Here is a 24429-nt window from a genome sequence, read left to right on the forward strand (position 1 = left end):
CCCCCCCCCCCCCCCCCCCCCCCCCCCCCCCCCCCCCCCCCCCCCCCCCCCCCCCCCCCCCCCCCCCCCCCCCCCCCCCCCCCCCCCCCCGCCGCATTCTCCGCTGCACGGACCGACCTGGGGGGTTGGAACATGGGGTTCTTCGACGGGATCAGGGGCGCTCGCGCCATGGGCTTCGACTCGGGCAACGCCTCGTCGAACGCCATCGAGCTCACCAAGCGGCAACCGACGGTGTCGCTCACCAAACAGCAGGCCGTACACGGCAACATGCGCGTGAACCTCTCCTGGCGGATGCGCACCTCCGACTTCGGCGGCCGCTCCGGCCAGAGCGGGCAGCTCTTCCGGCACCCGTTCAAACTCTTCAAACCCGACATCGTGCAGGCCCACACCCAGGGCATGGTCAACGTGGACCTGGACATGGGCTGCCTCTACGAGCTGACCGACGGCACCCGGGGCGCCGTGCAGCCCCTGGGCAACCTGCTCGGCGACCTCAACGACCCGCCGTACGTGAAGCTCAGCGGCGACGACCGGTTCGGCTCGGGCTCGGGGGAGACCCTCTACATCAACCTCGACCACGCCGACGAGATCAAGCGGCTGCTGGTCTTCGTCTACATCTACGACCAGACCCCGGCCTTCGACCGCACCCACGCCCTGGTCACCCTCTACCCGACCGCCGGGCCCAGGATCGAGATCCCGCTGGACGAGCGGCACCCGCAGGCCCGCTCCTGCGCGGTCCTCTCCATCGAGAAGGTCAAGGGCGAGCTGATCGTGCGCCGCGAGGTGAGGTTCGTGTACGGGTTCCAGGCCGAGCTTGACCGGCTGTACGGCTGGGGGCTCCAGTGGGGCCGGGGCTACAAGAGCAGCAAGGCCTGAGGCGCGAGCGCGGGGGCGGGGCGGGGGCCGGGCAGCCCCCCGCCCCGTCAGCGGCGGATGAACTGCGGGCCCTGGACCGGCAGCCGGAAGGACGGGTCCCCGCCCGGAGCCGGCACCGGGACCGGGGACACCGGCTGCGGGTACCCGTACGCGGGCTGGGCGGCCGGCGGGGCCTGGGTGACCGGAGCCGGCACCGGCGGGCGCATGGCGGCGGTCTGGTCGCCCCCGGGGGCGACGGCGGCGGCCGGGGCGGGCTCCGCGGCGGAGCCGGCCGCCTCGGCGGCGTTCTCGTCGACGGAGATCCCGTGGTCGGTGGCCAGCCCCACCAGGCCGTCGGAGTAGCCCTCGCCCAGGGCACGGAACTTCCACCCCTCGCCCCGGCGGTACAGCTCCCCGCAGATCAGCGCCGTCTCGGCGCCGGTCTCCGGGCGGACGTCGAAGTGGGCCAGCGGCTCGGGAGCGCCGCCCGGCGTGGCGTCGTACAGCTGGATCCGCAGGTCGCGGACCTGCTCGAAGGGCACGTCCTCGGCGGAGGCCACCACCAGGACCCGGTCCACGACCGGGGGCACGGCCCGCAGGTCCGCCTGGACCGCGTCGGTGACCCCGTCGCCCACCTGCTTCTTGCCCAGCCGCCACACGGACCCAGAGGGGTGCCGGGGCTGGTTGTAGAACACGAAGTCCTCGTCAGAGCGCACGCGCCCGTCCGCTCCCACGAGCAGCGCGGAGGCGTCCACGTCCGGCACCTCGGGTCCGGTGGTCCAGCGCAGCACCGCCCGGACCGCCGTGGCGGTCACCGGGATGTTGGAGCCCTTCTGCATCGCGTGCGTCATGCCCGTCATCCTGCCCTCCCGGGCCCGACCGGGACAATGCGGCCCCCCGTAGGGCCTTGTCCCGAACGCGAGAGCTGGGCATGGTGCAAGAGGGTTACCTGAACTTCATGTGCTTGAGGAACTCTTGACTCACGTTCGTACGTACTATTACCGGCCACGCCAGTTGGGCCGCCGAGGCAGTACGGGGGAAGCACATGCGTCACTTCGGGCACATATCGCCCAACGTCCGCAAGGACCTCTTCCACCAGGAGCCGGCGGAGTTCGACCTGGCCTCCCCGGCCCGTACCCTGGCGGCCGCGCTCGGAGCCACCCTCTACAGCCCGGCCATCCGGCCGAAGCTGGCCGGCGACATCCGCAAGCAGGCCGGCCGGGGCGTCGTCTCCATGGTCCTCTGCCTGGAGGATTCCATCAGCGACGCCGAGGTGGTGGACGGCGAGCAGAACCTCGTCCGGCAGTTCGCGGCACTCGACGCCGAGGGCGCCGGCCCCGAGGGGCTCCCGCTCCTCTTCATCCGCGTGCGCACCCCCGAGCAGATACCCGACCTCGTCCGGCGGCTCGGCCGCTCGGTCCACAACCTGGCCGGATTTGTACTACCGAAGTTCACCGAAAGCCGCGGAACGGCCTTCCTGGACGCCGTCGCCCACGCCGAGGCCGCCGCCGGACTGCCCCGCCTGTATGCCATGCCGGTCCTGGAGACCCCCGACCTCCTCCACCTGGAGACCCGCGTCGAGGCCCTCGCCGGCATCAAGCGCACCGTCAACCGCTACCGCGAGCGGGTCCTCGCCCTGCGCCTGGGCGTCACCGACTTCTGCTCCGTGTACGGACTGCGCCGCACCCCCGACATGACCGCGTACGACGTCCAGATCGTCGCCGGAGTCATCGCCGACGTGGTCAACGTCCTCAGCCGCGCCGACGGCACCGGCTTCACCGTCACCGGCCCCGTCTGGGAGTACTTCCGCAGCCAGCAGCGCCTCTTCAAGCCGCAGCTGCGCCGCAGCCCCTTCCTGGAGGAGGGCGTGGAGGAGCTGCGCACCGCCCTGATCGAACACGACCTGGACGGGCTGCTGCGCGAGATCGAGCTCGACCGCGCCAACGGGCTGCTCGGCAAGACCTGCATCCACCCGGCCCACGTCACGCCGGTGCACGCGCTGTCGGTGGTCTCCCACGAGGAGTTCAGCGACGCCCAGGACATCCTGCGGCCCGAGCGCGGCGGCGGCGGAGTGATGCGCTCCGCCTACACGAACAAGATGAACGAGGTGAAGCCCCACCGGGCCTGGGCCGAGCGCACCATGCTGCGTGCCGAGGTCTTCGGTGTGGCGAAGGAGGAGGTCGGCTTCGTCGACCTCCTGACGGCCGGGCTCCAGGTGTGAGCCGGCCGGCCATGACGAGGAAGGGCAAGACGATCGACACGGTGTGGTCGGGAACCTGGGTCGCCGAACGGCTCGGCGTGGACCTGAGCGGAGCCGACGGCGGGGCGCCGCCCCAGCTGAAGGAGCTGCTCGGGCTGGCCCTGCGGCGCAATCCGAAGCGGGCCCACCTGCTGGTCTCGCAGGTGCTGGGCAAGCACGTCCCCCAGTCGCCCGAGGCCGTGTACACGGCCGGCCACGGGCTCGGCGTACGGGTCCGTGAGCTGCTCGGCGACCGTGCCGCCGACGCGGTGGTCCTCGGCTACGCGGAAACCGCCACCGGGCTCGGCCACTGCGTCGCCGACGGCCTGGGGCCGGCCCCCTACCTGCACTCCACGCGCCGCCCGGTGCCCGGGCTGCGGCCCGCCGGCGGGTTCGAGGAGGCCCACTCGCACGCCACCTCGCACCTCCTGCTGCCCGAGGACCCCGCGCTGCTGGCGGGGCAGGGGCCGCTGGTCCTCGTCGACGACGAGTTCTCCACCGGCAACACGGTGCTGAACACCATCCGCGACCTCCACGCCCGCCACCCGCGCGCGCACTACGTGGTCGTCGCCCTCGTGGACATGCGCTCCGCCGCCGACCGCGACCGGCTCACCGCCTTCGCCGCCGAGCTGGGCGCGCGCGTGGACCTGATCGCCCTGGCCTCCGGGACGGTCTCCCTTCCGGACGGGGTCCTGGAGAAGGGACGGGCACTGGTCGAGGAGTACGAGGCGGCGGACGCTCCTGCCGTCGACGCTCCTGCCGTCGACGGTGCGGCCGGATCGGTGCGGCCGGTGACCCGGGTGCCGCTCGGCTGGCCCGCCGGGCTGCCGGACGGAGGCCGCCACGGCTTCACCCCCGCGCACCGCGAGGCGCTGGAGGCCGCCCTGCCCGCCATGGCCGCGCGGCTCGCCGACGCGCTCGGCGCGGAGCCCTGTGCCTCCCCCCGGACGGAGGCCGGGGGGAGGGTCCTCGTACTCGGCAACGAGGAGCTGATGTACGCGCCGCTGCGCCTCGCGCTGGCCCTGGAGCAGTCCGGGACGGCCCGTGAGGTGCGGTTCTCCACCACCACCCGCTCGCCCGTGCTCGCCGTCGACGACCCCGGCTACGCCATCCGGACCCGGCTGGTCTTCCCCGCGCACGACGCTCCCGCCGACGGGCCCGGCGACCGCTACGCCTACAACGTCGCCGGCGCCGGCTTCGACACCGTCGTCGCCGTCGTCGACTCCGCCGGGGACACCCCCGAGCTGCACGCCGGGCTGCTGGCCCGGCTCGCCCCGCACACCGGCCGGGTCGTCCTGGCCGTCGTCCCGTCCTACGTACCCGACGACCGGCAGGAGCCGACCGTGACCGAGCCGCCGCTGCCCGAACCGCTGCGGGGGCCGGCCTTCTCCTCGTACGCCCCCGAGGACGTCGGCTGGCTCCTCCAGGACCTCTCCGAGGTGCGGCTGGAGGCCCCGACCGAGGAGCGCGAGGAGGCCATCCAGGCGGGCGGCGCCCACTACGCCGAGTCCCTGCCCGTCGAGTACCAGCCCTCGCCGCAGTACCAGGAGCTCTACCGCGGTGCCCTGGAGGCCTCGGCGGCCCGCATCGCACGGGCCGTCGGTACCGTCACCGAGACCGTGCTCGCCGAGCGCTCCCCGTCGCCGGTGCTGGTCTCCCTGGCCCGCGCCGGGACCCCCGTGGGCGTGCTGATGCGCCGCTGGGCCCGCGCCCGGCACGGCCTGGACCTGCCGCACTACGCCGTCTCCATCGTCCGCGGCCGGGGCATCGACGCCAACGCCCTGCGCTGGCTCGCCGCCCACCACGACCCCGCCGACGTCGTCTTCGTCGACGGCTGGACCGGCAAGGGTGCCATCACCCGCGAGCTGCGCGAGGCGCTTGAACGGTTCCCCGGCTTCAACCCGGAGATCGTCGTCCTCGCCGACCCCGGCTCCTGCGTGGAGACCTACGGCACCCGCGAGGACTTCCTGATCCCCTCCGCCTGCCTCAACTCCACCGTTTCCGGACTCGTCTCGCGTACGGTGCTCAGGTCCGACCTGGTCGGCCCCCACGACTTCCACGGCGCGAAGTTCTACCGGGAGCTGGCCGGAGCCGATGTCTCCGCCGCCTTCGTCGACACCGTCGCCGCCCGCTTCGACGAGGTCGCCGACGCGGTAGCCGCCGAGGTCAAGGAGCTCCTCGCCGCCGACCGCACCCCGACCTGGGTGGGCTGGGCGGCGGTGGAGCGGATCAGCGAGGAGTACGGCATCCACGACGTGAACCTCGTCAAGCCCGGCGTCGGCGAGACCACTCGGGTGCTGCTGCGCCGCGTGCCGTGGAAGATCCTGGCCCAGCGCGGGGCCGGCTCCGACCTGGACCACGTACGCCTGCTCGCCGAGCAGCGCGGGGTTCCGGTCGAGGAGGTCGACGACCTTCCGTACACCTGTGTAGGACTCATCCACCCCCGCTTCACGCGCGGCGCCACGGGCGCCGACGGAAAGGCAGTGGCCTCCCAGTGATCCGCCAAGAGACCGTCCTCGTAGCCAGTGACCTCGACCGGACCCTCATCTACTCCTCGGCCGCCCTCGGCCTGACCATGCCCGACCCCGAGGCCCCCCGGCTGCTGTGCGTCGAGGTGCACGAGGGCAAGCCGCTGTCCTACATGACGGAGACGGCGGCGGCGCTGCTCGCGGAACTGGCCGCCGACCCGTCGGCGGTCTTCGTCCCGACCACCACCCGCACCCGCAAGCAGTACCAGCGGATCCGCTTCCCCGGCCCCCCGGCCCCGTACGCCATCTGCGCCAACGGCGGACAGCTGCTGGTGGACGGGGTCCCGGACCGGGACTGGCGGCGCGCGGTGGCCGGGCGCCTCGCGGCGGAGTGCGCCCCGCTGGAGGAGGTCCACCAGCACCTGCTGTCCGTGTCCGACCCCGTGTGGCTGCGCAAGGCGCGCCTGGCGGAGGACCTCTTCGCGTACCTGGTCGTCGAACGGGCGCTGGTGCCCGACGAATGGCTCAAGGCCCTGACCGAGTGGTCCGAGGCCCGGGGCTGGACGGTCTCGCTCCAGGGCCGCAAGATCTACGCCGTCCCGCGCCCGCTGACCAAGAGCGCCGCGATGCGCGAGGTCGCCCGCCGCACCGGAGCGTCCGCCACCCTCGCCGCCGGCGACTCCCTGCTCGACGCCGACCTGCTGCTCGCGGCCGACCGGGCCTGGCGGCCGGGGCACGGGGAGCTGGCCGACGCGGGCTGGACCGCTCCCACGGTGACGGCCCTCGGCACGGCCGGGATCCTGGCGGGGGAGGAGATCATCCGGGAATTCCGCCGGGTGGTCGGCACGGCGGCCGCATGACCCACGGGCCGCTGCGGACGGTTGGCACACTGACCGCATGACCAAGGGCAACAGCACCAAGATCACCGACGAGCTCTACCAGTACGTCCTGGCCCACAACCCCCCGCTCGACGAGATCCAGCGGGGGCTCGTGCGGACCACCTGGGAGAAGTTCCCCGAGTCGGCCGGCATGCAGTCCGCGGAGGAACAGGGACCGCTGCTGGCCTTCCTGGTCCGGCTGACCGGCGCCCGCCACATCGTGGAGGTCGGCACCTTCACCGGCTTCTCGGCCCTGTCCATGGCCCAGGCCCTCCCGGCCGACGGCCGCCTGATCGCCTGTGACGTCTCGCGCGAGTGGACCGCGTACGGCCGCGAGGCCTGGGAGGCGGCGGGCGTCGCGGACCGGATCGACCTGCGCATCGCCCCGGCGCTGGACACGCTGCGCGCCATGCCGGCGGAGCCGCACATCGACATGGCGTACGTCGACGCGGACAAGGAGAACCAGATCCTCTACTGGGAGGAGCTGGTGCCGAGGCTGCGCCCGGGCGGGCTGATCGTCACCGACAACACCCTGTACCACGGCACCGTCCTCGACGAGTCCCCGCAGAGCCGGGGCGCGAGCGTCCGCGCGTTCAACGAGCACGCCGTGGCGGACACCCGCATGGAGTCCGTCCTGCTGGCGATCTCGGACGGCCTCACCCTCTCGCGCAAGCGCTAGCCAGGGCTTCCCGTCAGCCGCAGCCGCCCCCGCCGCAGCAACCGCCCCCGCCGGCGGGCGCGGGCGCGGGGGCACTGCTGGTCCCGCCGACGGCGACGGCGGAGAGCAGCTTGACGGTGTCGGCGTGCCCGGCGGGGCAGTCGGCGGGCGCGGACGACTCGGCCATCGGCCGGCTGACCTCAAAGGTGTCGTCGCAGGTCCGGCAGCGGTATTCGTAACGAGGCATGCGCACAGGCTACCGAGTTTCCCTGTCCGGCCGGCCGTTCGCGCGTGGATGCGTGGATGCGCGGATCGAACGCGTGACCTTCTCTCCGGTGCGTGTCGTCGATCGGATGAGAGCACGGCGGAGAGCGTGCCGGGCTGGAAGTGCGCCCTCCGCCCGGCTACGGCCCCTTGCGGACCCGCGTCTCGCGCGCCGCCTGTTCGGGGTGGCGGGCGCGCCAGTACGGATTGTCGTGCGGCAGGGCGCTGCCCACCCGCCCGTACATCCCGAACCACATCAGCATCACGCCGACGACGAAGCTGAACAGCACGTTCTGGATCCGGAACGCCAGGAAGTTCAGGCCGGTGTCCAGCAGGGCGAGGTTGACGAAGCCGCTCACGATGAAGGCGATCCCGAGCACGATGTTCAGGGTGGAGGCGAAGGTTCCGCCGATCACCATCCCGGCGAACAGCAGCGCGCCGATGCAGATCGACAGGACGCTCAGCGCCCCGTTCGTGTTCAGGGCGAGCACCGTGTCGCCGCCGGTGTCGAAGAAGCCGATCCGGTCGATCAGCCCCAGGACGCCGAACGCCACCAGCAGCAGCCCGGTCAGGCCCGCGCCGACCCGGTACACCTTGCTGAGCTTGTGGTCGGCGGGCAGGTGCTCGTCCAGCCGGGCGTTGACCGGGTGCAGCATCCGCTCCGCCAGGCGGGGCCCCTGCCGCTGCGGCGGCGGCCCGTACGGCTCGTGGGGCACGTAGGGCGCGTAGTGCTCGTGGGGCTCGGTGCAGCCGTACGCCGCGTGCGCCACGTACGGCTCGTGGGGTACGGGGGGAGCTGCCCGGTGCGTGCGGGGCCGGTGGAAAGTGTGGGCAGCCATGGCGCCCTCCTCAGTCCTCTGTTCCGTTCCAGCATCCGCCGCCGCCCGCGGCCTGGCTACCCCACCGCGCGCTGGTCACGGATGTCCGACACCACCCGGCCCACCGCCGCCCGGACCTGCTCCAGCTCCTGGAGGAAGTGCCAGTAGTCCGGGTGCCGCCCCTCCAGCCCCGCCAGCGCCCGCTCCATCCGCGCCACCGACTCGTCCAGCGGCCGCGCGTGCCGCGGATCGGGCACGCTCCGGCCGGCCATCGCCAGCCGCTGCGCGTCCCGGATCGCGAACCGGGTCCGCTCCGCCTCGGCCTTCGGGTCCCGCGCCACCGCCTCCAGCCGCGTCAGCCGGTCCTGCGCGGCCGACACCGCCTCGTCGGTGGCGTCCAGCGCGGCCCGCACCGCCTCGACCAGTGCCGTTACGTCGGCCCAGCGCTGCTCCTGCCGCGCCCGGGCAGCCTCCCCCAGCCGGTCCTCCGCCCGCGCGACGTCCCGTACCGCCTGATCGGGGACGTGCTGGAGGTCCTGCCAGCAGGCCGCGCTGAACCGGCGCCGCAGCTCGCTGAGCACCGGATCCACCCGGTCCGCCCGGTTGCGCAGCGCCTGCGCCCGGGTCCGCAGGCTCACCAGCCGCCGGTCCATCTCCGCGGCCCGCTCCGGCAGCCGCGCCGCCTCGGCCCGTACGGTCTCCGCGTCCCGCAGGATCCGGTCGGCACGCTGCACGGTCTCCTGCACCCCGTGCAGGGCCGCGCCCTGGTTCAGCTTCGTCAGCTCCGGCCCCAGCGCCGCCAGCCGCGCCGCGAGGTCGTCGGCCCGCATCCCCTGCGCCCGTACCGCGTCCAGCGCGTCACTGGCCGCCAGCAGCGCGGCCCTCGCCCGCTCCCGGGCGGGCACGACCCGCGCCAGCTGCGTCTCCGCCTTGTCCAGCAGCGGCTGCAGCCCCTGGGCGAACCGGTCCAGCTCCCCCTTGACCCGCACCAGCTCGTCCCGCGCCCGGGTCAGCTGCTGCCGCGCCTGCGCGGCGGCGGAGCCCTCCAGGTCGACCCGGTCCAGGTCGTGCGCGTCGACGGCCTCGATGTAGCTGTGGCTGACCTCGTCGATGCGCCGCCCCAGCGCCGCGAACCCCTCGGTGGCCTGCCGCGCCGCGGGAGACCCGTCGCCGGCGGCGATGGTCTCGATGGAGATCCGCAGATCCCGCTGCGCGGTGTCCAGCTCGTAGAACGCGGCCGCGGCGGCGTCCTTCGCCGCCTGCGCATCCGCCCGCCGACCCTCGTCCCGCCCGCCGAACCACCGCCGGGATGCCGTCGTCACAATCCCTCTCCCGTGCCGCGTCCGCCCATGCCCCGGTCCATTCTCCCCCAAGGGAACGGGATTGCGTGGGGGGTCCGCCCTGCATGTAGGCTGTCCACTCGTCCACGGGTGTGTAGCTCAGGGGTAGAGCGCTGCTCTTACAAAGCAGATGTCGGCGGTTCGAAACCGTCCACGCCCACCAGTACGAAGGCCCCCAACCGATCATGGTTGGGGGCCTTTGACATCTACATCTGACATCAACGGGGACGGTCAGAAACGGCTGCGCCGGGTCCTGAGCAGCCGGTCCATGTGCCCGACCGCCTCGCGCTGGGTGTCCTGGACGACGTGTGCGTAGACGTTCATGGTGACGGCGATCTGCGAGTGTCCGAGGATCTCCATCACGACCCGGGGCGGTACGCCGGCGGCGGTCAGTAGCGTGGCCGTCCCGTGCCGGGCATCATGCAGCCGGACGACCCTGATCCCGGCATCCTTGGCCACGCGGGTGAAGGACCGGTAGACGTTCCGCGGCTCGATGGGTCGCCCGGTCCGAGTGGTGAACACGTAGCCGGTCTCTTCCCACTTGGCGCCGGCGGTCTCGCGCATGGCGGCCTGCCGCATCCGCTGCCAACGCAGGGGAGCGACGCAGATCGCGGGCAGCGGCAGGGTCTGCCGGCGCCGCCGCCCCTTGGGATCGTCCTCGTACGCCTCCCCGCGAACGCGCTGACGCTGGCTCCGCACCCTGATCTCCCGCTTCTCCAGGTCCACGTTGTCCCACCGGAGCCCGACGAGCTCACCCCGTCTCAGGCCGAGGGCGATGGCGAGGACGAAGGCGGGGTACAGCGGGTCCTTGCGGGCGGCGGCGAGGAAGTCGAGGGTCTCCTCCAGCTCCCACGGCGACATCTCCCGAACCTGCACCTTGGGAGGCTCGACGAGCGACACCACGTTCCTGCTGACCAGTTCCTCCCGACAGGCGGCGGCGAGGGCCGTCCGGAGCACCCGGTGCGACTCCTTGGCCGTCGCGGCGCTGGCCTGCTTCTGCAGCTGCACGAGGGCCCGCCGCACGTCGGCGACGCTCAGAGACTCCAGCCGCTTCGTACCGAGCAACGGCACCAGGTAGAGCCGGACATGGGTCTCGTACTTGGCGTAGGTTGTGCGCTTGCGGTGCGGCTGGACGATGTTCTCCAGCCAGTACGGCAACCATTCGGCGAGCTTGGCCGACCGGGTGGGCACGGGCACGCCCTGGTCCACCTTGGCGAGGAGTTCGCGCCGCTTGGCATCGCACTCGGCCCAGGTCCTGGCGTAGGCGCACTTCCGGGCTCGTGTGCCGTCGGGCTGGAGCACGTACACGGCAGCCATGTAGCGGCCGTCCTTGCGCTTGGTGATGGTGCCGGCGCCGTTCTGGTTGCGCTTGCGGGCCGTGGCCATCAGGCAGCCTCCCCGATCTCGTGGTCGATGAATTCCCGGACGGCGTCGGCGGGGATGCGGCGGGCCCGGCCGATGGTGATGGAGACGAGCCGCCGGGACCGGATGAGGTCGTAGACGGTCGAACGTCCGAGCTTGAGCCGCTCCATGACCTCGGGCACGGTCAGCAGTTCGGCGATGGCGGTGGTCACGGCGCGGTTCCTTCCAGGGCGAGTTGGTCGTGCAGGGCTTCGCGGGCGGTCTGGCGGTTGAGCTGGATGTCGCGGGCGATGGTGGCGGCGAGGATGGACTCGCCGGGGCTGTGGCCGTGGCCGGCGTACTGCCAGGAGGCGAGGACGAGCACGGTGTCCGGCTCGGTGTCGGTGAGGCCGCGGGCTTCGCGTTCTTGGGCGGCGCGGTAGTCGGCGCGGGTCTGGCGGAGGGCGCCGAGGGTGGTGGAGTACTGCCTCGACTTGGTGGAGAAGTGCCCGCGGAAACCGAGCATGTGGGACCAGGCGGCGAGGCGCCGGTCCGGGTAGAGCGGGTCGAGGTCGAGGCAGGCGCCGATCAGGCGGGCGGCGTGGTCGGGGACGTCGAGGAGGACCAGGGCCTCGCGGTTGCCGATCCGGCGGTCGAGGGTGCCGGTGTTCTCGGCGGCCTTGGTCGCGTACTTGGCGACGTACGAGGCGACTGCCTGTTCGGTGATGTCGGAGCCGTCCCCGAAGGCCTTGATGGGGCGTACGTCGAGCTGCGTACCCCAGCGGAAGGTGCGGGCGGACTGATCTTCGGCGGCCGGGACGGTGACCGAGGTGTACGTGTGGTTGACGGCGGCCCGGATCGAGCGGTCGAGGAGTTCCGTACTGGCCCAGGCGGGCGGCGGGTCGAGGGGGCCGGCCGGTCCGTCGATGCGGATGACCGCGTGGAAGTGGATGGCGCCGCGTTTCTGGAACTCGGCGACCTTGCCGTACGCGATCCGGGCTTCCTCCTTCAGTTCGCGTTGGGTCAGCCCGGCGAAGGCGGCGATCTCACGCCGGAGTCGGGTGGTGAAGCGTTGCCAGAGCTGTCCGGCGTGGTTGTTGAAGAGGACGGCGGCGGCGTAGTCGTAGGTGTTCGGGTCGAGGGCGGTGCCGAGTTCGGGCGCGTCCTCCTGGTGGTGCTGGCCGCAGCGGCAGGGGCGGCCGGCGGGGCGGTTGTGCACCGGGCCGAAGGAGGGAGCGGTGAGGGTGGCGAAGACGCGGGGGTGCTCGCGGACGGTGGCGGGGATGTCGCGTCGGTCGTCGCCCGCCAGCCCCGCCCGGATGAGGTGATAGGTGTCTCCGGCGTAGGTCCAGGCGCATGCGGGGCAGCGGGACGCGCGGCGGTTGCCGCAGGCGATGCGGAGGCGGGCGCCGGGTTCGTTCTCGGTGGAGTAGCGGTGCAGGACCTCGCCGGAGGTCTTGTCCTTGGCAACGGTCCAGCCGGTGATGTGGATCGGGTCGGAGCAGCCGCCGGTGCGGCGTATCTGGTCTTCCCAGCGGTTGTAACCGGGGGCCCCGGCCACCTTCAGCATGTCGCTGAGGAGGCCGGGGTCCAGGTCCGCGAGGGTCGCGGGGTGGGTCACGCCGTCACCGTCCGGCGGGGGTGGATCGCGCGGCGGATGCCGGTGCCGTGGCAGGCCGGGCAGTGCGCGGTGATGGTCCGCAGGGCGCCGGTGCGGTCGCGGCCGCCGAGGGTGATGTGAACGGCGGGGAAGCCGTCGCAGTTCGGGCAGACCTGGGGCGGGGTGTGGTGGGGCTGGGCCATGATGGTCGTCCTTTCGATTGCGGTTGGAAGGGGCCGGTACGTCCGGGCGGCGGCGATGCTTGGCGGCTTGTGCGCCGCCCGGAGGCCGGTCAGTGAGAGGTGTGGCGCTGGCCTCGGCGGCCGGTGGTGCCCTTGGCCGCGTACATCGCGGCGTCGGCGGCGGCGAGGGCCTCGGGAAGGCTGCGGTGGGGCAGGTCCGCGAGGCGGCAGGAGCCGACGGAGACGGAGACCGGCAGCGAGCGGCCGTCATACGGCAGCGGGGCGTTGAGCGCGGTGGTCAGGCCGTCCAGGTGCGGGAGCCGGTGCACGGCGACGAACTCGTCTCCGCCGAGGCGGCCGGCGAAGCCGTAGTGGTCGCACCACGAGGTGAGGCGGGCGGCGGTCGCGGTGAGGGCCGCGTCCCCGGCGGCGTGGCCGTGGGTGTCGTTGAGGGTCTTGAAGTCGTCCAGGTCGAGGAGGACGACGACGGAGTCCCGGTGCCGGCGGATGAAGCGCTCGGCTCGTGCGGTCCATCCGGCGCGGGTCCGCAGGCCGGTCAGCGGGTCGCGGCGGGCGGCGGCGAGGCGGTGGGTCAGCAGGCCGGAGTGGGCGGCCCAGCCGATGAGCGGGAGGGATAAGGCGAGCGATTGGGTGTCCACGATGCTCCTTCGTGCGGTCGGAAGTGGTGGTGTGCGTGCTCCGGGTGGCGGCGATGCTTGGCGGCTTGTGGCGCCCTCGGAGACCGGTCGTTCAGTGGCCCTTGAACTCTTGGCGGAGGGCGCGGACGAGGAAGAGCAGGACGACGCCGCTGATGGACAGGGCGACGGCGGTAACGGCGACGGCCAGGAGCAGCGAGACGGCGACGGAGGCCAGGGCGAGGACTCCGGCGATTCCGCCGGCGAAGAGGAGGAGCGCGCTGCCGGGCGAGTTCTGGACCAGGGCGCCGAGGGCGGTCGGGGGCTTCGCGGGGACCGGGGCCGGGGCGGACTGGTCGACGTGCGTCGGGGTCGGGCGGGTCGCCGGGGTGTAGGTGTCGGGGCGGGGGTACTGGGGCTTGAACACGGTCGTTCTCCTTCCGGGGCGGGTTACTTGTTGATCGCGGTGTCGATGGCCGGGGCGAGGAAGCTGTCCGCGAGGAGGAAGCCGCCGAGGAGGATCACGGCGACGAGCCAGAGCGGCGGGCGGATGAGCTTGTAGCCGAGGACTCCGACGATGAGCAGGGCGATCCAGAGCGGGACGTCCATGGCGTTGGCCTTTCGGGTCAGCTGACGCGGCAGCGGTGGGAGCGGGCGGCGAGCTGGGCGGCGGTGGAGGAGCTGTAGTCGGAGGACCAGCCGCAGCCGTCCGTGGTGCAGACAGCGGCGTCCTTCATGCGGCCGTGGCGGTCGCGGTAGGTGCCGATCTGGACGGGGCCGATCTTCATGAGCGAGCGGAAGTTGATCCGGGCGGGCATGGGATCTCCTGTCAGGCGAGCTGGGCGGCGATGGCTTCGGCGAGGGTGGGCGGGACGCCGAGCCGGGCGCGCAGGGTCTCGGTGTCGATGTCCGAGCCGGTGCGGGTGCGGTGGTCGGCGGCGATCCTCTGGGCGTGGGCCACGAGGGCGGGCGGGGCGGTGACCGTCGAGGTGGGGGCCGGAGCGGGCAGTGCCGGGATGGCCGGTACTTCGGGTTCGGGCTGCGGCTCCCGCTCGACCACGGGCAGGGGATCCGGAGCGGGCTCAGGCTCGGGGTCCGGCGCGCTGGGCGACGTAGGCCGGTGGACCAGGAGCGTTCCGCCGAGGAAGGCGAGTGCGGGCCATCCGGCGACAAGGATCCGGAGCCAGTCCGGCACGTCGCCCAGGTCGAGAAGGCCGGCGGTCGCGACGTTCGCGCCGAGCGAGGCGGCGAGGGCGACGGCGAACCAGGACCAGGCCGAGCGCGACGGTTCTCCCGCGTCCCGCAGGGTGCGGAGGCGGTGCCAGGCGGCGACGAGGAGCAGGTCCACGCTGACGGGGTAGGCCCAGGCCTTCCAGCCGTCCTGTCCTGCGGCTTCGGCGAGGTCGTGCAGGTGAGCGAAGGAGAGGGCTCCGGCGATGACGGCCTGGACGAGGACGGCGTCCGGGCGCAGGCGGGCTGTCACGTCCCCGGCCGGTCGGACGGGTAGGGCACGTCGAGCATCAGCGCGATCTCCGCCTCGGAGATCCCCCGCCAGGGGCAGTGGTCGATCTCGTGATCGATGCCGGTCTTCTCTCCGGTGTCGTCGCCGCAGAGCGTGCAGAACATCGAGTTCTCCCGGGTCTAGGCATGGGTGGGGTAGGGACCTGGCGCGATGAGGTCGCGCCGACCGGTGGGGCGAGTGATCAGAAGGCAGGTGCCGAAGCGGTCTTGGGCTGGACCTTGCCGACGAGGACGCGTACCGGGAGCTCGGGCCGGAAGGGCTCCAGCTCCGGGATTTCCGGGGTGCGGTACGCGTGGGCGGTGCAGGTGTCCACGGCCTGGCGGAGCGTGGTGTGCGGGGCCCGGATTCGGGTCCAGCCGCCGGAGGAGTCACCGGCCACGGCTGTGCCGGGGCGTTCCCTGTCGATCTGTACGGCGGCGAGGACGGCGTCCGGGGAGATGTCCCCGAAGGCCATGTTCGCCGAGGTCTCGTCGTTGACGCGGTGGGCGGTACGGCCGGTGAGCTGGGCGCGGAGCATGGTGATGCCCTTGCCGAGTTCGGAGCCGAAGCGCTGGCCGCAGATCTCCAGGTGGATGCCGGCAGCGCGGCCGAGCTGGGCCAAGCGGACGAGATCGGTCACGATCTGGTCCCGGCGGATCTCCTCCGCCTTGTTCGCGGCGAGAGCCAGCTCCGCGACCTCGTCGACGAAGAGCACGACGGGTACGGGACGGAGGTGCGCGGGCAGGTCCCAGATGTCGGCGGTGATCTCCTCATCCGGCAGGGAGACGCTGATGCGCTGTTCGGCACGGATGAGCTCGTAGACCCCGCCCATGTACTGGACGAGCGCGGCCAGCAGCCCGGCTGCGTCGTCCGGGTTGTCGGCCAGGGCGGTGAACCGCTGTGCCATCGGCGAGAGTTCGACACCGTTCTTGCAGTCGATGCCGACGAGGGCGACGTTCTGCGACGCCAGCCCGGCGACCAACGTGCGCTGGTAGACGGACTTCCCGGATTTGGTCGCGCCGACGTTCAAGGCGTGCGGGACCTGCCGATAGTCCCGGTGATGAACTTCCCCGTCCTCCCGCAAGGCCACCGGCACCCGGAGCACCTCAGCAGGCACGGCCGCCGGCATGCGCACCCGCTTGAGTACATCGAACCCGGTCATCCGCAGTTCAACCACCCCGGAGCGGATCTCCCGCGAGACGACGTTATGGAGGGCGAAAGAGTGCCGGAGCCGGTCGGAGGAGGCGGAGTAGTCGAACGCGTCCTGTCCGGGCCGGAGTTTCAGCCGCAGGACCAGGCCGGTCGCTGTGGGGCGAAGCCGCAGGATGCGCGGCGACCGCGCTTCAGGAACGGGCCGGTTGGTGATCCGGGCGAGTGTCAGTCGCCAGCGGGAGGGCGGGACGGTGAGCCCGCAGGCGTCCATCACCGAGCGGTAGCGGATTAGGACGCGGATCGTCGCGAGGGTGACCCCGAAGGTCATCCAGTACCAGGTGGGCCGCAGCCAGCGCAGTACGAGGGCGACGGCCAGGACCACCAGCAGCGTGACCCATAAGGCGTTCACACTCAGCCCGCCTTGGGGGCGAGCGAGGTGACGGCGACGGCGCGGAAGCTCAGCCCGTGGCGCTTCTGGCCGTTGAACTCGTTCTCCCACGGGCGGGCGACCAGGCCGGTCAGCGCGACCGGGGTGCCCGTCGTCAGCTCGCCGGAGATGTCGGGCTCGGCTACGGTCACGGACACGACCTCGGCGTTGCCGTTCATCACGAACAGCACGTCCACGGTCATCAGGTTCTTGCCGGTCTCGGCGTCGACGGCGACCTGACCGGTCTTCTTGTCACGCAGCTTCACCTGCGGGGGCTGGGCGACCATCACGGTCGCGCCGGTGGTGTCGACGGGAATCTGACGCATAGTAGATCACTCCTCTATAGAGGTCCGACTCCGTCACTCATGTATATGAGTGACATGAAGAAGAGTGCCTGACTCCTATACATGAGTCAACCCGCTACGAAGAGAAACTCGCAGCGGGCTGTGGGGAGTTGAGCGGGCGTCAGTCGCGCGCGGGGATCCGGTACTCGAAGACGAACTGGTCAGCGGCCATGAGGGTGTCGCAGACCTCCACCACACGACCTTCCGCCGTGACCGCGTCGCGAAGCAGGTGCACCACCGGGGCGCCGGGGCTCAGCGACAGTTCGGTCGCCTCAGCCTTGGCGGCCGGCCGGGCCTGGAGCGTCTCCACGTACTCGGCGAAGACGTGGCCGTGGTCCTCCAGCCGCGCATAGATGCCACCGGGCCCGGGGTTCTCGGCGAACAGCTCCGGGATGTCCTTCACGACGTCCCACGGCAGGTACGACGTCGCCGTCTCCACCGGCGTCCCGTTCCGGAAGTACAGCCGTCGCCGGGCCAGCACCTGAGTCCCCGCAGTGACCCCGAGCCGCCCCGCGATCTCCTCCGGCGCCTCCATGGGCCCGATGAACAGGACGCTCACCTTGGCCTCGGCCCCGGACTGCGCCGACTCAGCGAGGTACGCCGCCCTGCCTTCCTGCCGATGCGTACGCCGGAAGCGGTCCGAGGACCGGTGCCGCACCGGCGGCCGGGCCTTCACCAGCGAGCCCTTGCCATGCCGGGTCTCCACCAGGCCGCTCGCGCGAACCTCCACCATGGCTTTCCGGATCGTCCCGCCCGCGACGCCGTAGCGCTCCACGAGCTCGGACTCACTCGGCACCATGTCACCGGCACTCAGCACCCCGGCGCGGATCTGCTGGACGATGTCGTCGGCGATCTGCACGTACCGAGGTACGGCCTTGCCACCTCCTGTTGCGGTTCCCATAGTCCTTCTCTTCCTCCTATGCTCCTGTACATGAGTACGGGTTCCCCGCAGGACAAGTCAACGCCACTCCACTCCGTGTCCGTGGCCGGGGCGGTCCTGCGCGAGGACGGCCGACTCCTGGCGATCCGCCGAGCGGACAACGGGACTTGGGAACTGCCGGGTGGAGTCCTCGAACTCGCCGAGTCCCCGGAGGCCGGCGTCCGCCGCGAGGTCCTGGAGGAGACAGGCATCGAAGTCGAGGTCGACGAGCTCACCGGGGTCTACAAGAACACCGCCCGAGGCATCGTCGCCCTGGTCTTCCGCTGCAAGCCGTCCGGCGGCACCGAGCGCACCTCGGAGGAATCGACCGCGGTTGCCTGGCTCACCCCGGAGGAGGTCTCCGAGCAGATGTCCGAGGTCTTCGCGATCCGCCTCCTGGACGCCCTGGACGGGGATGGACCTCACGTCCGAAGCCACGACGGGCGCCACCTGGTCCCGGCGCGGTAAGAGTTTCCTTACTTCATCAAGCACCCGGCTGCGCTCCGCTCCGCCGGGCGGGCTTCCCGGCTCCGCTCGGGGCGACGCTCCTGCCTTCGGCCCGCTCCGCCCCCGCTGCGCCGACGCCCGCCCCTGCAAGACGGGATAGGCCCAAGGGCATGAGTCGAGCCCAATCCCTGCGGGCTGGCGGTTCCATCACACACGAGCATGCCTCCGGCGGGGGCGCTCAGGCTCCGGGATGGCGGGGGCGCCGTACGCGGGTGCCGGCCGAGTGGGGCTGATGTGGGGAGCTCCCATCCCGTCTGCCATCGGCCCAGGGCAAGCCGAGCAGACACGGCACCGGGCGTCCAGGTCGTTCGTACAGTGGCGCGCTCCACCTGGACGCCCGGCACCGCGTCCGCTCCACATGCGTGTGGGTCGACGGCAGACGGGATGGGAGCTGGGGTAAGTGGTGGTTGAGGTCGTAGTCACGCGTCACGCCCAGGACGGCTCCCGTGCCGAAGGAAGCCATCAAACTGCCTCGCAGACATCCTCGGTCCGACATGATGCTCAAGTGGATGTTGCCCGCATGGTGCTGGACTACCTAAAGGTCCTGATCTGGCCCGCTACCACGTTGGCCATCGTGTACGGGTTTCGCGGGCAATTCCGGGACCTCATACATCGAATAAGGATGCTTAGCGGCCCGGGGATCGATGCCGAGTTCTCTGAGCGCCTGCTCGAAGCGAGCGAGGGGGTGGAGGTGGCTGTCCTCAGCCATCCGCCGAGTGAAGCGGCTGACCCTCAGCCACCAGGCCCCGGCGCAGCCGAGACGCCTAACGTTCCTGCTGAGGCGGTCTCTGAGCAGGCTCCAAGCCGTCGCGTGCGTGGGCACTATGTGCGTGGGTACTACCGGACAGCTCCTCCGGAAGACGATGCCCTGCTGACTCTGGCGGAGAGCCATCCCGACGCTGCCGTGGTTGCAGCGTTCATCGGAGTGGAGACCGGGCTACGCCGCCTGGAAGCGGCTGAGCGGCCGACTTCGACTCACCCACTCTCGACCAGACACCTTGCGGAAGCCTTGTCACTGCCTCACGACATCAGGGCTTCCATTGTCGAGATGAGCCAGCTGCGGAACCGTGCAGCCTACGGTGAGCAGGTGGTCAGCACGCGGGCAGCACGCGCCTTCGTTCGAAGCTCCAGGGAATTGATCGACTGGCTTGAAGCCTTCGGTGATCAACCTAGGCTCTTCTGAGTGCCTGGATCTGGAGGAGGCTGTCAAGCCCGGGCGGGTCGGCTGACATCAGCGCCTGACACCAACAGGGGCGGATCCTGCCGATCGTCGCCGAACCCCAGCGGCAGGCCAGCCGGGGCTGCAAACGGAATGTGCGTGATCCCACAGGCAGCGTGATCGACCTGATAAGGATGGGGCCGAATTGCAAGGCGTCGAGGGGCAGAGCGTATCCGCAATTAGAATCCGACAACTCTGCAACCGTTCCGCTTTTTTCTAATCAAATCCGAGAGCAGGTTGCCGAAACCTCTCTTCGCATCTTAACGCCCCGCTACCCTAAGGCCGAAAGTAGCGGACACGCCGAACTCGCGTACCATGGCAACTGGTGGCCTCGGGGGATTTCTGGACCCTGCTGTGACCTCATCCGCATGGCCGCCGTCGCAGTTGAGTGACGCTTTCAACAATCCTCAAATGTGTGCGTCACACCCACCACGAGCCAGCCCCTCAGGGGGCCACCTTGGTAAATCAATGGTAGGGAAGTCATGGGACCTACATGCACGGCCTGTCCAGCTCCCACGAACACCGTCCTCTACTTCCAGGGCGACGGCGAGTGGTTGGTGGCCGGCCTGATGTCTCTAGGCGTCGAGCCGGAACAAGCAACCATCATGATCGGCAAGCTTCTAGAGTGTGATTCTGACGATGTGTTCTCTCATGAAGAGACTGTGGATCTACCTTTGTTCGTTTGTGCGAGCTGCGCGAAAAAGGCCGGCTACCAGCACGCCCCCGTACCCCCAGGCGTACCCGCTCCGATCATTGCCAGGCCCTAAGTTCCCGCCCTACCCAGCTTGGTGTCGTAGGCGCGTCGCTACAACCAGCGAGGATGGTGTCATAGATGAGAGAGAGCTACGAAGCCCAAATTGCGGCTTATCGTTCCGCACCCCCTGGCACGCACATCCCCCAATGTGTTGGAGCTATTATCGAGCTCACCCAAGATGAACTCATCATCCCTGGAGCAACACGCGAGAGCGTACGTGTGGCTGATATCGGCGCGCTGCATCATGAGGGCGATTCGCATCTGGTCATTGATGCCGTCAGCTACACCTTTTCCCTAGAATGCACATCAAGGGACGAACGAGATCTCTTGGCCTTCGCTATCGCCCTAGTCGCAAAGTGCAATTTGTACGACGTCGACTATCAGCTTGTGAATATGAAAGCCATGAAGAAAAAGTACCTTGGTTAATGGGATTACGTCTGGCCAGTCACACCCCCACGTGGGTGCCACGGCAACGACGAGCACCCTCCCGGGCCGTCTCGGGGCCGTAGGAGGGCGCTCAGTGGTGACCAACGTTGACAACTGGTGGCGGCTCAGCCGCTGGTCAGCGGGTAGATCCGTAACTCAGTCGCAGGTCAGGGCGCCGGGGCGTCAGTTGTGGCTGTTCTGGCCCCGCCATGAGGGCCGCGCTGTGGCCTGATTGCTCCCTTGTGCATGCAGCTGGGGCCTGCCACACAGATGTGAAGCGGGACGATCTGGGGAGGGGAACGCTGAATGTCCGTATTCGCTAGCGATTCGGCAGCTTCGTCAGCCTGGGCAATCAAACGGTTCGGGAAGCAGGCCAGCAAGCTCGTTGCCGCAGTGCCGGTACAGCTGGCCAAGGCGCACTCGAAAGCTCATGCCACACACCTCGCAGCGGAGCTGAAGAAGCGGAGCCCCTACGGCGTCACCCTTGCCGAGGCTGTGCGCGAGAACCTGGCAGACATGGCACGCGAGCTGCGGGAGTCGGTTCGGGACGTGCGCGGGTACGAGTACGCGGTGATCAACGATCACGCCCTCTTTCCGTTCAGGTACGCAGACAAGCCCAAGGCCGTGGATCGCGCCCGGCTGCCCGCCAACACGTCACCCACGCGCCGCCGGCTGTTCAAGGCGCATGGGCCGCAGCCTCGGGAGGGGCTGTTTGATCTCAGCGACGACTTGACCACGGAGGAGTACCTGGGGCTGCACGAGGCCTTCGAGGAGTTGGGGGCCTCGACAAAGCTTGTCTGTCTCTTCTTCACGGCCGACGCGGAGAGCGGCATTCACGCCATTCACTGGGGGGAGGCCCACCTCGAACCGGACCGGACCTTCACATGGCTCTACAGGGAACAGCTCCCAGTCGCCCGCGCCGCTTGAGTCAGGGGCAGCGCCCCGGATGCGAGGTGTAGCTCGGAGCTGGCTCCCCGTGCCCTTCGCATGCCCGACGGGGCGGGGACGGAGGGGGCAGGGTGGGGAACAACGGGGACTTCACCCATGCCGCGCAGGTCAGTGGGGTGCCTGGTCAGAGCGGGTCCGGGTACGCGATCTTCCAATCTAGTTACACAGGTTGGGTCGCGCGGTCTGGGCGAGAAGGCCGCCAAGTGCTGTACTGAGGACATGGGGGAAATATGGGCCAGCGTGGCCGCCGTGAGTGCCGCGATCAGCGCCATTGTGGTGATTGTGGCGTCCTTCTTCGCCTACTCGCAGATCCGGGAGGCTCGAAGTGCGCGGCACGTGAGTCTTCTCATTTCGTTCCAAGAGAAATACCACTCTCCGATGGCGCGCAGCTTTCGGTACCGATTGTTATCTGGTGAGTTCGGGCCGCCGGAAGAGTTTGACCCGTCCCGCCTGAACGTCGATGACTTCCACAGCTTCTGGCAGCTCCACGATCAACTCGAAATGCTCGGTGTCCTCGTTGACCGCCGCTTGCTGGAGTTCGACCTTGTCTTGGCGTGCTTCCATCGTTCGCCTCCTCAGGTATGGGCCGCGATCGAGCCCTACATCCTCACGCGGCGTACAGTTGCTTCCCCTCTTGAAGGACTGAACTTCGAGAAGCTGGTGAGGCGTTACCGCGCGTCCTCCGCCCTGCAAGCCCAGTACTGGGCCCGCAGCACCGTTCTGTAGGGCCGCCACGCACATTCCGCAACCTAGGCCAGGGGTCTGCCTACGGAGTCGTGTGCCGGCGGCGCTCCTGTCCGCCTTGTTTGCGCCTTCCCAGTGGTTGTCCTTGGATAGACCATCCCGGGGTCAGATCGTTGGCGACGCTGGGAGAAGGTGCGGGCGGATGACTCAGCCCAGGGGTGGGGCGCAGACGGCCAAGGGGCGGCCGTGTACCAAGCCCGCGATCATGAACAGTTCTCGGTGTCAGTTACACCAGGGCGGCTGGTCGAGCTATGGAGTGGCGCAGCGGAAGAAGAAGGAAGCTGAAGCCAAGATGCGGAAGCTTCGGACGAAGAAGTGAGCTGGTGGGCGGCCTGCCTCTGACATCCATGGGTGACATCAACGAGGGTGGACACCAGCAGTGCCGGGCGGTCGCGGAGAGGCGTCGCGGCCTGGGCTGAATGGGTGGTGGGTGGGGGCTGGGCGAGCTTACAAAGCAGATGTCGGCGGTTCGAAACCGTCCACGCCCACCAGTCAGAAGGCCCCCAACCGATCATGGTTGGGGGCCTTCGGCGTTCCTGCTGGTGCCCGGGGGCTCCCGCCGGGGTCGCTTCGGCGGTCGCGTTGTAGCGTGCCGCGGAGCCGAGCGGATCGGGCGAGGTACGGCTGGGCGCGTGGGTGGTCGTGGGAGACGGCGGGCGCGGAGAGCGGGCGCGTGGGGTGCCCTGGCCTGTTCGGGGCTCTTCCTGGCGGCGGCTTGCGGGGTTCCCGAAGTCGAGGTCTCGGCTCGTGAGCTCACCGGCCGCTGGTCCAGCCCGGACGGCGGGGCTTCCGCGCGGTTCGAGCGGGACGGGACGTTCACGGCCAGCGGACTCGACAAGGTCGAGATCAAGTCGCGCTGTGCCGAGCTCGGTGGGAGTGCCCGCGGTACCTGGGCGCTGGCCGGTGGATTCGGCGCCAGGCCCGAGCGCAGCCGGACCGGGGAGGTCGCCTTCGAGGGCGTCGTCCCCTGCGCGTCGGATTTCAGCGTCTACGGCGACCGGGAGGACCCGATCGTCTGCTTCACCGGGGACGTCTTCGCCCTCTGTGATCCCGAGGACGGGTTCCGTCGCGACCGCGGGTGAGCGGTGCGGAAGGCCCCCGCCGGTTTCCGGCGGGGGCCTTCCGTGTGTCTGGGGGTGTGCGGCTCAGGCGTTGGGGCGCTTGCCGTGGTTGGCCTTCTTCTTCTTGCGGGCGCGCTTCTTGTTTCCTCGCTTGGCCATGTGTGGCTCCCTCGGGGGTCCCTCATGCCGGATGAATCGGGCGTTCGCCAGTCTAGGTTCCGGGCCGGTTTCCCGCGCGGCGGGGCGGGGATCTGGAAGGTGTGGCAGGGGGAGCGGAGTGGGTCTGGGTCGTGGGGCTCGGGGTGGCGGGGCTCGGGCTGCTGGCGGCCGGGGTGATGGGCCGGGTCCGGTTCGAGCGGGAGCGGGACGCCGAGCGGGAGCGGCTGCTCGCGCGGCTGGGCGGCGGGCCGCGGGAGTCGGGGCAGGGGGAGCCGCGGCTGGTCGACGCCGGGGCGCACCGGGGGGCGCCGGCCGAGCTGGGGGACCGGCATGACGTCTTCACCCCGATCCTCGTCGAGTACTACGCCTACGGGCTGACGCAGGCGCGCAGCAGCTTCGCGACCAGCCAGTTGTTCGCCGGGGTCGGTGCGGCCGTGCTGCTCTTCGGGGTCGGGCTCGCGGTGTGGAAGGCCGAGAGCGCGGGGGACGCGTATCTGGGGGTCGTCACCAGCTCCGTCGGCCTGGTCGTCACCCTCGTCGGGCAGCTGTTCCACCGGCGCGCCGACCTCGCCCTGCGGCACATGGCCGCGCAGACCGCCGCCCTGCGCGAGGACCGGCGGGCCGCGGAGAGCACCCAGCAGGCAATGGGGCTCCTGGAGGAGGTCGCCGACCCGGAGCTGCGCGGAAGGCTCCAGGCCGGGCTCATCATGAAGCTTTCCGGGGCCGAGCTGCCGCCGGCCGCGCCATAGTGGAGGTATGTGCCGCTCCATTAAGACCCTGCGTCCGCCCGCCATCCCCGAGAAGGCCACCGAGGAGGAGATCCGCGCGGCCGCGCTCCAGTACGTACGCAAGGTGTCCGGCTTCCGTGCCCCGGCCGCGCACAACCAGGAGGTCTTCGACGCGGCCGTGGACGCCGTCGCGGAGGCGACCGCCGCGCTGCTCGACGGCGTGCAGGTCCGGGGCCGGCCGGCCGCCGCGACGGTCTGACCGGTC

General features: G+C 70.6%; 31 protein-coding genes and 1 tRNA gene. 14 read left to right on the plus strand and 18 right to left on the minus strand.

Features of this window, described 5'->3' with window-relative positions:
* The first annotated feature begins 132 nt into the window (after nucleotides 1-132).
* A complete protein-coding gene (locus ACZ7IF_RS36045) occupies nucleotides 133-873 on the plus strand; it encodes a TerD family protein (RefSeq protein ID WP_470980666.1) in 741 nt (246 codons plus the stop codon).
* Between the two features lie 47 nt (nucleotides 874-920).
* Here the strand turns inward: ACZ7IF_RS36045 and ACZ7IF_RS36050 are convergent, their stop codons facing one another.
* Complete coding sequence (locus tag ACZ7IF_RS36050) at nucleotides 921-1703, minus strand: TerD family protein (protein ID WP_470980668.1); 783 nt, start codon at nucleotides 1701-1703, stop codon at nucleotides 921-923.
* A gap of 194 nt (nucleotides 1704-1897) precedes the next feature.
* On the opposite strand from ACZ7IF_RS36050, the gene ACZ7IF_RS36055 reads away from it, so the two are divergent.
* From ACZ7IF_RS36055 to ACZ7IF_RS36070, 4 genes are read left to right on the plus strand one after another with little or no spacing between them, the layout of a single operon-like run.
* Nucleotides 1898-3073: an HpcH/HpaI aldolase/citrate lyase family protein gene (locus ACZ7IF_RS36055; protein ID WP_470980671.1), complete on the plus strand. Its 1176-nt coding sequence runs from the start codon at nucleotides 1898-1900 to the stop codon at nucleotides 3071-3073.
* 11 nt (nucleotides 3074-3084) lie between these two features.
* Nucleotides 3085-5589 (plus strand): phosphoribosyltransferase, encoded by a 2505-nt coding sequence (locus tag ACZ7IF_RS36060; RefSeq protein WP_470980674.1) that lies wholly within the window; start codon nucleotides 3085-3087, stop codon nucleotides 5587-5589.
* A complete protein-coding gene (locus tag ACZ7IF_RS36065; RefSeq protein ID WP_470980780.1) occupies nucleotides 5589-6419 on the plus strand; it encodes an HAD family hydrolase in 831 nt (276 codons plus the stop codon). Before ACZ7IF_RS36060 ends, ACZ7IF_RS36065 begins: the two co-directional genes overlap by 1 nt.
* A 37-nt stretch (nucleotides 6420-6456) precedes the next feature.
* Nucleotides 6457-7116: an O-methyltransferase gene (locus ACZ7IF_RS36070; RefSeq protein WP_470980677.1), complete on the plus strand. Its 660-nt coding sequence runs from the start codon at nucleotides 6457-6459 to the stop codon at nucleotides 7114-7116.
* 13 nt (nucleotides 7117-7129) lie between these two features.
* On the opposite strand, the gene ACZ7IF_RS36075 is transcribed toward ACZ7IF_RS36070, so the two are convergent.
* From ACZ7IF_RS36075 to ACZ7IF_RS36085, 3 genes are all read right to left on the minus strand, one after another.
* Nucleotides 7130-7342: an FmdB family zinc ribbon protein gene (locus ACZ7IF_RS36075; protein WP_470980680.1), complete on the minus strand. Its 213-nt coding sequence runs from the start codon at nucleotides 7340-7342 to the stop codon at nucleotides 7130-7132.
* A 157-nt stretch (nucleotides 7343-7499) separates the two neighbouring features.
* Nucleotides 7500-8015, minus strand: coding sequence for a DUF4383 domain-containing protein (locus ACZ7IF_RS36080; RefSeq protein ID WP_470980783.1), 516 nt, complete (start codon nucleotides 8013-8015; stop codon nucleotides 7500-7502).
* Nucleotides 8016-8254: 239 nt separating this feature from the next.
* Nucleotides 8255-9499: a hypothetical protein gene (locus tag ACZ7IF_RS36085; protein ID WP_470980683.1), complete on the minus strand. Its 1245-nt coding sequence runs from the start codon at nucleotides 9497-9499 to the stop codon at nucleotides 8255-8257.
* Between the two features lie 106 nt (nucleotides 9500-9605).
* Between ACZ7IF_RS36085 and ACZ7IF_RS36090 the strand changes: the two genes are divergently transcribed.
* Nucleotides 9606-9680, plus strand: a tRNA-Val gene (locus tag ACZ7IF_RS36090).
* Between the two features lie 68 nt (nucleotides 9681-9748).
* Here ACZ7IF_RS36090 and ACZ7IF_RS36095 read toward each other — a convergent pair.
* From ACZ7IF_RS36095 to ACZ7IF_RS36155, 13 genes are all read right to left on the minus strand, one after another.
* The gene (locus ACZ7IF_RS36095) at nucleotides 9749-10903 is read right to left on the minus strand and encodes a tyrosine-type recombinase/integrase (protein WP_470980686.1); all 1155 of its coding nucleotides are present in this window, start codon (nucleotides 10901-10903) and stop codon (nucleotides 9749-9751) included.
* Complete coding sequence (locus ACZ7IF_RS36100; RefSeq protein WP_470980689.1) at nucleotides 10903-11091, minus strand: helix-turn-helix domain-containing protein; 189 nt, start codon at nucleotides 11089-11091, stop codon at nucleotides 10903-10905. Before ACZ7IF_RS36100 ends, ACZ7IF_RS36095 begins: the two co-directional genes overlap by 1 nt.
* Nucleotides 11088-12479, minus strand: a complete 1392-nt coding sequence (gene repSA / locus ACZ7IF_RS36105; RefSeq protein ID WP_470980692.1) for a replication initiator protein RepSA — start codon at nucleotides 12477-12479, stop codon at nucleotides 11088-11090. Before repSA ends, ACZ7IF_RS36100 begins: the two co-directional genes overlap by 4 nt.
* On the minus strand, nucleotides 12476-12661 hold the full coding sequence (locus ACZ7IF_RS36110; RefSeq protein ID WP_470980695.1) for a hypothetical protein: 186 nt from the start codon (nucleotides 12659-12661) through the stop codon (nucleotides 12476-12478). The genes repSA and ACZ7IF_RS36110 overlap by 4 nt, the downstream gene beginning before the upstream one ends.
* 89 nt (nucleotides 12662-12750) lie before the next feature.
* Complete coding sequence (locus ACZ7IF_RS36115) at nucleotides 12751-13299, minus strand: GGDEF domain-containing protein (protein ID WP_470980698.1); 549 nt, start codon at nucleotides 13297-13299, stop codon at nucleotides 12751-12753.
* A gap of 91 nt (nucleotides 13300-13390) precedes the next feature.
* Complete coding sequence (locus ACZ7IF_RS36120) at nucleotides 13391-13702, minus strand: SpdD protein (protein ID WP_470980701.1); 312 nt, start codon at nucleotides 13700-13702, stop codon at nucleotides 13391-13393.
* Nucleotides 13703-13725: 23 nt separating this feature from the next.
* A complete protein-coding gene (locus ACZ7IF_RS36125) occupies nucleotides 13726-13884 on the minus strand; it encodes a hypothetical protein (protein WP_267090472.1) in 159 nt (52 codons plus the stop codon).
* A gap of 17 nt (nucleotides 13885-13901) precedes the next feature.
* Nucleotides 13902-14093, minus strand: a complete 192-nt coding sequence (locus ACZ7IF_RS36130; protein WP_470980704.1) for a mobile element transfer protein — start codon at nucleotides 14091-14093, stop codon at nucleotides 13902-13904.
* 11 nt (nucleotides 14094-14104) lie between these two features.
* Complete coding sequence (locus tag ACZ7IF_RS36135; RefSeq protein ID WP_470980707.1) at nucleotides 14105-14758, minus strand: DUF2637 domain-containing protein; 654 nt, start codon at nucleotides 14756-14758, stop codon at nucleotides 14105-14107.
* A complete protein-coding gene (locus tag ACZ7IF_RS36140; protein ID WP_470980710.1) occupies nucleotides 14755-14901 on the minus strand; it encodes a hypothetical protein in 147 nt (48 codons plus the stop codon). Before ACZ7IF_RS36140 ends, ACZ7IF_RS36135 begins: the two co-directional genes overlap by 4 nt.
* Before the next feature lie 77 nt (nucleotides 14902-14978).
* On the minus strand, nucleotides 14979-16337 hold the full coding sequence (locus ACZ7IF_RS36145; RefSeq protein WP_470980713.1) for an FtsK/SpoIIIE domain-containing protein: 1359 nt from the start codon (nucleotides 16335-16337) through the stop codon (nucleotides 14979-14981).
* 2 nt (nucleotides 16338-16339) lie between these two features.
* Complete coding sequence (locus ACZ7IF_RS36150) at nucleotides 16340-16681, minus strand: SCO3933 family regulatory protein (protein WP_470980716.1); 342 nt, start codon at nucleotides 16679-16681, stop codon at nucleotides 16340-16342.
* A gap of 139 nt (nucleotides 16682-16820) precedes the next feature.
* Nucleotides 16821-17600, minus strand: a complete 780-nt coding sequence (locus ACZ7IF_RS36155; RefSeq protein ID WP_470980719.1) for a GntR family transcriptional regulator — start codon at nucleotides 17598-17600, stop codon at nucleotides 16821-16823.
* A gap of 18 nt (nucleotides 17601-17618) precedes the next feature.
* Between ACZ7IF_RS36155 and ACZ7IF_RS36160 the strand changes: the two genes are divergently transcribed.
* From ACZ7IF_RS36160 to ACZ7IF_RS36185, 6 genes are all read left to right on the plus strand, one after another.
* Nucleotides 17619-18086, plus strand: a complete 468-nt coding sequence (locus ACZ7IF_RS36160) for an NUDIX hydrolase (RefSeq protein WP_470980722.1) — start codon at nucleotides 17619-17621, stop codon at nucleotides 18084-18086.
* Nucleotides 18087-18645: 559 nt separating this feature from the next.
* Nucleotides 18646-19308: a hypothetical protein gene (locus ACZ7IF_RS36165; RefSeq protein WP_470980725.1), complete on the plus strand. Its 663-nt coding sequence runs from the start codon at nucleotides 18646-18648 to the stop codon at nucleotides 19306-19308.
* 868 nt (nucleotides 19309-20176) lie between these two features.
* On the plus strand, nucleotides 20177-20524 hold the full coding sequence (locus ACZ7IF_RS36170) for a hypothetical protein (RefSeq protein ID WP_470980728.1): 348 nt from the start codon (nucleotides 20177-20179) through the stop codon (nucleotides 20522-20524).
* Nucleotides 20525-20830: 306 nt separating this feature from the next.
* A complete protein-coding gene (locus ACZ7IF_RS36175; protein ID WP_470980731.1) occupies nucleotides 20831-21451 on the plus strand; it encodes a hypothetical protein in 621 nt (206 codons plus the stop codon).
* Nucleotides 21452-21721: 270 nt separating this feature from the next.
* The gene (locus ACZ7IF_RS36180) at nucleotides 21722-22198 is read left to right on the plus strand and encodes a DUF4760 domain-containing protein (RefSeq protein WP_470980733.1); all 477 of its coding nucleotides are present in this window, start codon (nucleotides 21722-21724) and stop codon (nucleotides 22196-22198) included.
* Between the two features lie 650 nt (nucleotides 22199-22848).
* Nucleotides 22849-23298: a hypothetical protein gene (locus ACZ7IF_RS36185; RefSeq protein WP_470980736.1), complete on the plus strand. Its 450-nt coding sequence runs from the start codon at nucleotides 22849-22851 to the stop codon at nucleotides 23296-23298.
* Between the two features lie 63 nt (nucleotides 23299-23361).
* On the opposite strand, the gene ACZ7IF_RS36190 is transcribed toward ACZ7IF_RS36185, so the two are convergent.
* On the minus strand, nucleotides 23362-23436 hold the full coding sequence (locus tag ACZ7IF_RS36190) for a 50S ribosomal protein bL37 (protein ID WP_099895366.1): 75 nt from the start codon (nucleotides 23434-23436) through the stop codon (nucleotides 23362-23364).
* 101 nt (nucleotides 23437-23537) lie between these two features.
* Here ACZ7IF_RS36190 and ACZ7IF_RS36195 point away from each other — a divergent pair, with 101 nt between their 5' ends.
* Together ACZ7IF_RS36195 and ACZ7IF_RS36200 are read left to right on the plus strand one after the other, a co-directional pair.
* Nucleotides 23538-24185 carry a TRADD-N-associated membrane domain-containing protein gene (locus ACZ7IF_RS36195; RefSeq protein WP_470980739.1) on the plus strand — a complete coding sequence of 216 codons (648 nt, stop codon included), beginning with the start codon at nucleotides 23538-23540 and terminating at the stop codon, nucleotides 24183-24185.
* A 7-nt stretch (nucleotides 24186-24192) separates the two neighbouring features.
* The gene (locus ACZ7IF_RS36200; RefSeq protein ID WP_470980742.1) at nucleotides 24193-24423 is read left to right on the plus strand and encodes a DUF2277 domain-containing protein; all 231 of its coding nucleotides are present in this window, start codon (nucleotides 24193-24195) and stop codon (nucleotides 24421-24423) included.
* The last annotated feature ends 6 nt before the right edge of the window (nucleotides 24424-24429 follow it).

Source organism: Streptomyces sp. NPDC037421, from assembly GCF_055602105.1.

Excerpts from the sequence above, each read along its gene's own strand:
- ACZ7IF_RS36175 (WP_470980731.1), top strand. The coding sequence starts at position 20,831 with ATGTCCGTATTCGCTAGCGATTCGGCAGCTTCGTCAGCCTGGGCAATC.
- ACZ7IF_RS36155 (WP_470980719.1), bottom strand. The coding sequence starts at position 17,600 with ATGGGAACCGCAACAGGAGGTGGCAAGGCCGTACCTCGGTACGTGCAG.
- ACZ7IF_RS36095 (WP_470980686.1), bottom strand. The coding sequence starts at position 10,903 with ATGGCCACGGCCCGCAAGCGCAACCAGAACGGCGCCGGCACCATCACC.
- ACZ7IF_RS36130 (WP_470980704.1), bottom strand. The coding sequence starts at position 14,093 with ATGCCCGCCCGGATCAACTTCCGCTCGCTCATGAAGATCGGCCCCGTC.
- ACZ7IF_RS36110 (WP_470980695.1), bottom strand. The coding sequence starts at position 12,661 with ATGGCCCAGCCCCACCACACCCCGCCCCAGGTCTGCCCGAACTGCGAC.
- ACZ7IF_RS36200 (WP_470980742.1), top strand. The coding sequence starts at position 24,193 with ATGTGCCGCTCCATTAAGACCCTGCGTCCGCCCGCCATCCCCGAGAAG.
- ACZ7IF_RS36150 (WP_470980716.1), bottom strand. The coding sequence starts at position 16,681 with ATGCGTCAGATTCCCGTCGACACCACCGGCGCGACCGTGATGGTCGCC.
- ACZ7IF_RS36045 (WP_470980666.1), top strand. The coding sequence starts at position 133 with ATGGGGTTCTTCGACGGGATCAGGGGCGCTCGCGCCATGGGCTTCGAC.
- ACZ7IF_RS36170 (WP_470980728.1), top strand. The coding sequence starts at position 20,177 with ATGAGAGAGAGCTACGAAGCCCAAATTGCGGCTTATCGTTCCGCACCC.
- ACZ7IF_RS36070 (WP_470980677.1), top strand. The coding sequence starts at position 6,457 with ATGACCAAGGGCAACAGCACCAAGATCACCGACGAGCTCTACCAGTAC.
- ACZ7IF_RS36050 (WP_470980668.1), bottom strand. The coding sequence starts at position 1,703 with ATGACGCACGCGATGCAGAAGGGCTCCAACATCCCGGTGACCGCCACG.
- ACZ7IF_RS36080 (WP_470980783.1), bottom strand. The coding sequence starts at position 8,015 with ATGCTGCACCCGGTCAACGCCCGGCTGGACGAGCACCTGCCCGCCGAC.
- ACZ7IF_RS36140 (WP_470980710.1), bottom strand. The coding sequence starts at position 14,901 with ATGTTCTGCACGCTCTGCGGCGACGACACCGGAGAGAAGACCGGCATC.
- ACZ7IF_RS36055 (WP_470980671.1), top strand. The coding sequence starts at position 1,898 with ATGCGTCACTTCGGGCACATATCGCCCAACGTCCGCAAGGACCTCTTC.
- ACZ7IF_RS36125 (WP_267090472.1), bottom strand. The coding sequence starts at position 13,884 with ATGGACGTCCCGCTCTGGATCGCCCTGCTCATCGTCGGAGTCCTCGGC.
- ACZ7IF_RS36160 (WP_470980722.1), top strand. The coding sequence starts at position 17,619 with ATGCTCCTGTACATGAGTACGGGTTCCCCGCAGGACAAGTCAACGCCA.
- ACZ7IF_RS36060 (WP_470980674.1), top strand. The coding sequence starts at position 3,085 with ATGACGAGGAAGGGCAAGACGATCGACACGGTGTGGTCGGGAACCTGG.
- ACZ7IF_RS36075 (WP_470980680.1), bottom strand. The coding sequence starts at position 7,342 with ATGCCTCGTTACGAATACCGCTGCCGGACCTGCGACGACACCTTTGAG.
- ACZ7IF_RS36165 (WP_470980725.1), top strand. The coding sequence starts at position 18,646 with ATGGTGCTGGACTACCTAAAGGTCCTGATCTGGCCCGCTACCACGTTG.